This window comes from Micromonospora zingiberis, from assembly GCF_004331455.1.
Lineage (GTDB): Bacteria > Actinomycetota > Actinomycetes > Mycobacteriales > Micromonosporaceae > Micromonospora > Micromonospora zingiberis.
Map to the genome: position 1 here is coordinate 113,191 of NZ_SJJR01000019.1, position 6,310 is coordinate 119,500.

The 6,310-nt window shown below is 72.2% G+C and carries 7 protein-coding genes; 4 read left to right on the forward strand and 3 right to left on the reverse strand.

Going from position 1 to position 6,310, the window contains the following annotated elements; all coding sequences use genetic code 11:
• Positions 1-15: 15 nt before the first annotated feature.
• The 3 genes from E0H26_RS23180 to E0H26_RS23190 all read right to left on the reverse strand — a co-directional run bounded on the left by E0H26_RS23180 (position 16) and on the right by E0H26_RS23190 (position 2,838).
• Entirely contained in the window at positions 16-1,170 is a 1,155-nt protein-coding gene (locus E0H26_RS23180; RefSeq protein ID WP_131307176.1) for a DegT/DnrJ/EryC1/StrS family aminotransferase, read from the reverse strand.
• Complete coding sequence (gene pseB, locus E0H26_RS23185) at positions 1,167-2,150, reverse strand: UDP-N-acetylglucosamine 4,6-dehydratase (inverting) (protein ID WP_131307179.1); 984 nt, start codon at positions 2,148-2,150, stop codon at positions 1,167-1,169. The genes E0H26_RS23180 and pseB overlap by 4 nt, the downstream gene beginning before the upstream one ends.
• A gap of 178 nt (positions 2,151-2,328) precedes the next feature.
• A complete protein-coding gene (locus E0H26_RS23190) occupies positions 2,329-2,838 on the reverse strand; it encodes a peptide chain release factor 2 (protein ID WP_131307181.1) in 510 nt (169 codons plus the stop codon).
• 78 nt (positions 2,839-2,916) lie between these two features.
• Here E0H26_RS23190 and E0H26_RS23195 point away from each other — a divergent pair, with 78 nt between their 5' ends.
• From E0H26_RS23195 to E0H26_RS23210, 4 genes are all read left to right on the forward strand, one after another.
• Complete coding sequence (locus E0H26_RS23195) at positions 2,917-3,168, forward strand: phosphopantetheine-binding protein (RefSeq protein WP_165521966.1); 252 nt, start codon at positions 2,917-2,919, stop codon at positions 3,166-3,168.
• Positions 3,165-4,400 (forward strand): AMP-binding protein, encoded by a 1,236-nt coding sequence (locus E0H26_RS23200; protein ID WP_131307183.1) that lies wholly within the window; start codon positions 3,165-3,167, stop codon positions 4,398-4,400. Before E0H26_RS23195 ends, E0H26_RS23200 begins: the two co-directional genes overlap by 4 nt.
• On the forward strand, positions 4,393-5,151 hold the full coding sequence (locus E0H26_RS23205; protein WP_131307185.1) for an SDR family NAD(P)-dependent oxidoreductase: 759 nt from the start codon (positions 4,393-4,395) through the stop codon (positions 5,149-5,151). The genes E0H26_RS23200 and E0H26_RS23205 overlap by 8 nt, the downstream gene beginning before the upstream one ends.
• A 262-nt stretch (positions 5,152-5,413) precedes the next feature.
• Positions 5,414-5,806, forward strand: coding sequence for a hypothetical protein (locus E0H26_RS23210; RefSeq protein ID WP_240742325.1), 393 nt, complete (start codon positions 5,414-5,416; stop codon positions 5,804-5,806).
• Positions 5,807-6,310: the final 504 nt, after the last annotated feature.

Here is a 6,310-nt window from a genome sequence, read left to right on the forward strand (position 1 = left end):
CGGCGGCCGACCCCCTCAGGCGGCGGGGCGGACCGGGACGCCGCGCAACGCCGCGGCGAGTGCGTCGATGACCCGCTCCTGGTCGGCGTCGCGCAGGCCCGGGTACAGCGGCAGGGACAACTGCTGCGCGTAGAACGCCTCGGCCACCGGGCAACTGCCCCGCCGGTAGCCGAGGTCGGCGAAGGCCGGGTGCCAGTGTGCGGGGATGTAGTTCACCTGCACCCCGATGCCGGCGGCCCGCATCCGGTCGTACACCTCGCGGCGGCGACCGTCGAGCACCCGGATCGGGTACAGGTGCCAGGCGGGGGCCGCCCACTGCCGCCGACCCGGCGTCAGTACGCCCGGCAGGTCCGCGAGCGCCTCGTCGTAGCGGGCCACCAGTTCGGCCCGCCGGGCGAGGAAGTCACCGAGCCGGCGTAGCTGGCTGCGGCCCAGCGCGCAGAGCACGTCCGGCAGCCGGTAGTTCAGCCCGAAGGCGTGCACCTCCTGGTGCCAGCCGCCCTCGTCGGGCCAGCGTTGTTCGTCCCGTTCCCGGACCAGCCCGATGTTGCGGAACCGGCGGGCCCGCTTGAGCAACTCGGGGTCGCCGGTGGCGACCGCGCCGCCCTCGGCGGTGGTCAGGTTCTTGGTGGGGAAGAACGAGAAGGTGGTCAGGTCGGCAAGCGTCCCGACCGGGCGGCCCCGGTAGGTGGCCCCGATGGAGTGCGCGGCGTCGGCGAGCAGCAGCGCGCCGCTGCCGGCGAGGCTGACCCGCAGCGCGTCGTAGTCAGCGGGGTGACCGGCGTAGTCCACCGCGGCGACGACCTTCGTCCGTTCGGTGGTCGCCGCCGCCACCGCCGACGGGTCGAGGGTGAAGGTTTCCTCCTCGACGTCGGCGAAGACCACCCGGGCGCCCAGCGCGGCGGCGCTGCTGGCGGTGGCGACGAACGTCATCGGCGGCACGATCACCTCGTCGCCCGGGCCGATCCCGGCCGCCGCGTAGGCGACGTGCAGCGCCGCGGTGCCGTTGGAGACCACGGCCACCCCGGCCCCACCGGCCCAGCCGGACAGCTCCGACTCGAAGGCGGTGACCTCGGGGCCGGTGGTGAGCCAGTCGCTGCGCAGCGCGGCGACCACGGCCGCGACGTCGTCGTCGGTCACCGACTGCCGGCCGTACGGTAGGAAGGTCATGCCGGCAGGCCGAGCATGTCGCGCAACTGCGGCACGCTGAGCCACTCGTCGTTGGTGTCCGACTGGTAGGCGAAGCCGTCGGGTACCGGTTCGCAGCCGAGCGGCGGCTGGTAGCCCCAGGTGGCGATGGTCGGCTGGACGATGAAGCGGTCCTTGGCGATCAGCGTCCGCCGGCTGTCGTCCGGGGCGATCATCTCCTCGTGCAGCTTCTCGCCGGGCCGGATGCCGATCTCGTGGGTGGTGGCGTCCGGGGCGACCGCCTCGACCAGGTCGAGGATGCGCATGCTCGGGATGCGCGGCACGAACAGCTCGCCGCCCTGCATCTGGTCGAACGAGTCCATGACGAACTGCACCGCCTGGTCCAGGGTGATCCAGAACCGGGTCATCCGCTTGTCGGTGATCGGCAGGCTGCGGCCCTCGGCGGCGAGCCGGCGGAACAGCGGCACCACCGAGCCACGGCTGCCGACCACGTTGCCGTAGCGGACCACGGCGAACCGGGTCGGGTGGTGTGCGGCGTAGTGGTTGGCGGAGATGAACAGCTTGTCGCCGACCAGCTTGGTGGCGCCGTACAGGTTGATCGGGCTGGACGCCTTGTCGGTGGAGAGCGCGATGACCTTCTTCACCCCGGCCTCGATCGCCGCGTCCACGACGTGCTGGGACCCGGTGATGTTGGTGGCGATGAACTCCGACGGGTTGTACTCGGCCGTGTCGACCTGCTTGAGGGCGGCGGCGTGGACCACGTGGTCGACGCCGTGCATCGCCCGGGTCAGCCGGTGCCGGTCGCGGATGTCGCCGATGAACCAGCGCAGCCGGGGATCGTCACCGAGTTGCTGGCGCAGCTCGTACTGCTTGAGCTCGTCGCGGGAGAAGACCACCACCCGCGCCGGGTCGGCCTCGGCGAGGAGGTGCCGCAGGAAGGTCCTGCCGAAGGAACCCGTTCCTCCGGTGACGAGGATGGACGATCCACTCAGCTCGCTCAATGTGGTGCTCCCGTGTTCGTCGGTGATCCGGTGGGGCGTCGGGGCCCCGTCGGCCGGGTGGGACGCTAGAGCCGGCCGGTTAACGCGCACCCGCCCTGCGGTTAACCGAACCCGCTCGGCCGGTGAATGGCCGGCTCGGAACAAACGTTTCGTGAACGATTGATGGACGGTGTGAAAATCAACGCCGACGGCGTGCGGCGCGATCGAGGGAAATGGGGATGACGGTGATTTCCCGGCCGTCGTGGATCTCCGGCCGACCGGGTCCTTCGACGAATCGGAACCGTCGGTTCATCTGCCGTACGACGGCGTTGTGGGCGAGCACCTCGCCGTCGAGCCGGTCCAGGGTGAGTACGTCGAAGGCATGGTCCACCGCGGCCCGCATGACACCGAGCCAGGCCGGCAGGGTCTCGCCCCGCTCGGCCAGGCCGTCGGCGTCCAGATAAAAGCCCCAGGAGCCGGTACGCGGACCGTCGAACCGCAGGTCGAAGAAGTTGACCACCCCGCACGGCGTGCCGTCGTGCAGGTAGGTCAACACCCGCCGGGTGGGGTCGGTCCGGGTGCCCGCCCACCAGCGCGCGTGCTCGTCGGCGGTGATGACATGGTGCGTCTTGCTGACCTGTCGGTTGATTTCCTGATTACGCCAGGACAACATCAGGTTAACGTCGTCTCCGGTGGCGTCACGCAGCACGTACCGCTCGCTTTCTGATCTGTTTTCCTGGGCACCGGGCACCCTAATCCTGATTGACCTGGCTGTACACTCCGCCGCATGACGGAATTGAGTCGCGCGCAGATTCGCGACCTCATGGGACAGGTTCTGGAGAACCAGGGCAAGGTGCTGCCCGACGATGACGCCGCGGATCTGCGGGAGATCGGCTTCCGGTCGTTGGACTTCTCCGAGTTGGCGTTGCGGGTGGAGGACGAGACGGGGGAGGAGTTGAACTTCGACGCGGCGGGCCTACGCCGGATCACCAGCGTCGGTGACGTCCTCGACTTCCTCGCCGAGCTGCAACGACAGTGAGCGTCGACACCGCCCGGCCGGCCGTACCGCACCCGGCCGGCGCCGACAACCGGGTCGTGGTCGACGGCGTCACGCTGTCCTGGCGGGACCTGCCGGAGCTGACCCTGCTCGCCCCGGCCGTGCTCCTCGCGCAGCACGCCCGGGACGCCCTCGCCGCCGCACGCCACCACGCCGTGCACGGCACCGAACTGTTGCTCACCACGGCCAGCCGGGTGGACGCGGCGCTGCGCGAGGAACTGTCCGCAGCCGGGTTCACCGTGACCGACGCCGCTGGCCGTGGACTCGCGCCGGCCCGGCCACGTGCGCCCGAAGCCGGCCGTCTCTGGCTGCTCACCTCCGGCACCACCGGCCGGCCCAAGCGGGTCGGGCACACCCTGGAGTCGCTGACCACCGTCCGTGGCCAGCAGCCCGGCCGGACCTGGCTGTGCCCGTACGCCCCGGGCAGCTACGCCTGGTGGCAGGTGGTGACGCTGTCGCTGACCCAGCCCGGGCAGCACCTGGTGGTGGTGGAACCGGACCAGCTCGACGACTGGCCGGCATTGGCCGCCGCGCACGGCGTGGACGCGGCCTCCGGCACGCCGACCTTCTGGCGTCGGGCCCTGCACCGCGATCCCGCCGCGCTGGCCCGGGTGCCGTTGCGCCAGCTCACCCTCGGCGGTGAGCCGGTCGACCAGGCGATCCTGGATCGGCTCCGCCAGGTCTTCCCGACCACCCGGATCTCCTGGATCTACGCCTCCTCGGAGGTCGGCGCGGCCATCGTGGTGCACGACGGGCGGGCCGGTTTTCCGGCCGCGTGGCTGGACCGGGCCGCACCCGGACGGCCCACCCTCGGCGTACGCGACGGGGAGCTGATCGTCACCTCGCCGTACCACGGTGCCGGGCTGGCCGGCCCGGTCCGCACCGGCGATCGGGCGCAGGTCGTCGGTGACCGGGTGCTGATCACCGGTCGACTCGACTCCGACGAGATCAACGTCGGTGGCAGCAAGGTGTCCGCCGGTGGCGTCCGTGACGTGCTGACCGCCCATCCTCGGGTGGCCTGGGCCCGGGTCGGTGCCCGCCGCGCGCCGCTGCTCGGGCACCTCGTCGTCGCCGAGGTGGTCGCGGCGCAGGACCTGGACGAGGCGGCGCTGGTGCGCTGGTGCGCCGACCGGTTGCCCGAGTACGCGGTGCCGCGCCGGATCCGGGTGCTGACCGAGATTCCCGTCAAGGAGACCCTGAAGAGTGATGTCTGATCCCGCCCCGCACGCCCAGGTTGTCCCGCCGTCCACTGTGGTGCTCGTCTCCGGTGGGTCGCGTGGGCTGGGCCTCGCGATCGTCACCGACCTGCTCGACGCGGGCCTGAAGGTGGCCGCCTTCGCCCGTACGGTCACCCCCGAGTTGGCCAAGCTCGGCGACGTCCATCCCGAGCGGTGCCACGTCGGCGCGGTCGACGTCACCGATCTCGCCGCCGCGCAGGCGTTCGTCCGCGCCGCCGAGCAACACCTCGGGCCGATCGACGGGCTGGTCAACAACGCCGCCGTCGGTCAGGACTCGCTGCACGTGCACACCGCCACCGCCGACCTGGCCCGGATCATCGAGACCAACCTGACCGCGCCCTTGCAGCTCACCCGGCTGGCCGTCCGGCGGATGCTGGCGCAGGGGCGGCGCGGCCGGATCGTCAACATCACCTCGATCTGCGGACAGCGCGGCTTCCCCGGCCTGGTCGCGTACTCGGCCACCAAGGGCGCCATGGACGCCGCCACCCGCTCGCTGGCCCGCGAGTTGGGCGGGCGGGTCCTGGTCAACGCCGTCGCACCCGGCTTCTTCGCCTCGGAGATGTCGGCGGTGCTGGGCCAGACCCAACTGGACCAGATCGTGCGTCGCACCCCGACCGGTCACCTGACCGAGCCGGAGGAGGTGGTGCCGGTGGTGCGGATGCTGCTGCGTGAGCAGACCAACATCAACGGCCAGGTCCTCGTGGTCGACGGTGCCGCCTCGATCTGACCCCGACCAGCGCTGGTCCCGGGCCGACGGCCCTCGGCCAACCGACGCGCCCACCGGCGGCTCTCGGCAACCGGTGGCGCCCACCGGCGGCTCTCGGCAACCGGAGGCGCCCACCGACGGCCCTCGGCAACCGATGGCGCCCACCGGCGGCCCTCGGCAACCGGAGGCGCCCACCGGCGGCTGTGGCTTTCCCGGGGCGCCCTCCCATGGCGCTGCGGCACCGTCGGTGGGCGCCCGGGCGGTGGGGTCGCGGGTGCCGTCGGTGGCATCGCTGCTCGCGGTCGCGCATCGGCACCTGCGGCTGGCCCTACCGGTCGAGTCGGCCGGCGCGGTGACCCGCAGCTATCTGGACGACGGCCGCTGTGTCGGCTGGTACGCACCGCCGGTCCCGGGCTGGCGGGTGGCGATCGACGCCGAGCGGGTCGGCGCACCGGTGCCGACGGCGCTGGCCCGCCGCTTCGGCACCGCCGACTTCTGGGCCCGCTGGACCCGTGCCGAATGCCTGGCCAAGCTCACCGACGTCCCGATCGCCGCCTGGTGGCAGCGGCATGGACTGGCGGTGCCGCCCCGCGTCGACTGGCTGTGGCGCACCCTCACCATCGCCGACCTGGTCGTCACCGTCGCCTTCGTCGCCACCGCCCCACCACGCGGGTGACGAACAGCCCGTGCTGGGTCGGTGCGTCGCCAGCGGCGGCGAGGGCCCTGGGCGAGGCATCCCCAGCCCGGGCGGTCAAGTGGCCCCTGCGCCCTGTCGAGCTGAACCGTTGGCGCTATCGCCCGGGCCTTGGGTGGCCTGATCCGTTGGTGTGAGCGCCTGGGGCTGCGGGTGGCCTGATCCGTTGGTGTGAGCGGCCGGGTGTTGGGTGGCCTGACCCGTCTGTGCTAGTGCCCGGGTGGCGGACGGCCCGATCCGTTTGTGCGGTCAGCTCGACAGGGCGCGAGGTAGGCACCCCTGGGCGCCTGTGGACGCTACTGGCCTTTCTGCCAACGCCGAGCTGTCGAGGCCGCGGCGTTGGCAACGGAAGCGCCAGGCTCCGGCACCTGAGCGCCAGGCTCCGGCACCTGAGCGCCAGGCTCCGGCACCTGAGCGCCAGGCTCCGGCACCTGAGCGCCAGGCTCCGGCACCTGAGCGCCAGGCTCCGGCACCTGAGCGCCAGGC

Coding starts and splice junctions, on each gene's coding strand:
- E0H26_RS23180 (WP_131307176.1), bottom strand. CDS start 1,170: ATGACCTTCCTACCGTACGGCCGGCAGTCGGTGACCGACGACGACGTC.
- E0H26_RS23195 (WP_165521966.1), top strand. CDS start 2,917: ATGACGGAATTGAGTCGCGCGCAGATTCGCGACCTCATGGGACAGGTT.
- E0H26_RS23205 (WP_131307185.1), top strand. CDS start 4,393: ATGTCTGATCCCGCCCCGCACGCCCAGGTTGTCCCGCCGTCCACTGTG.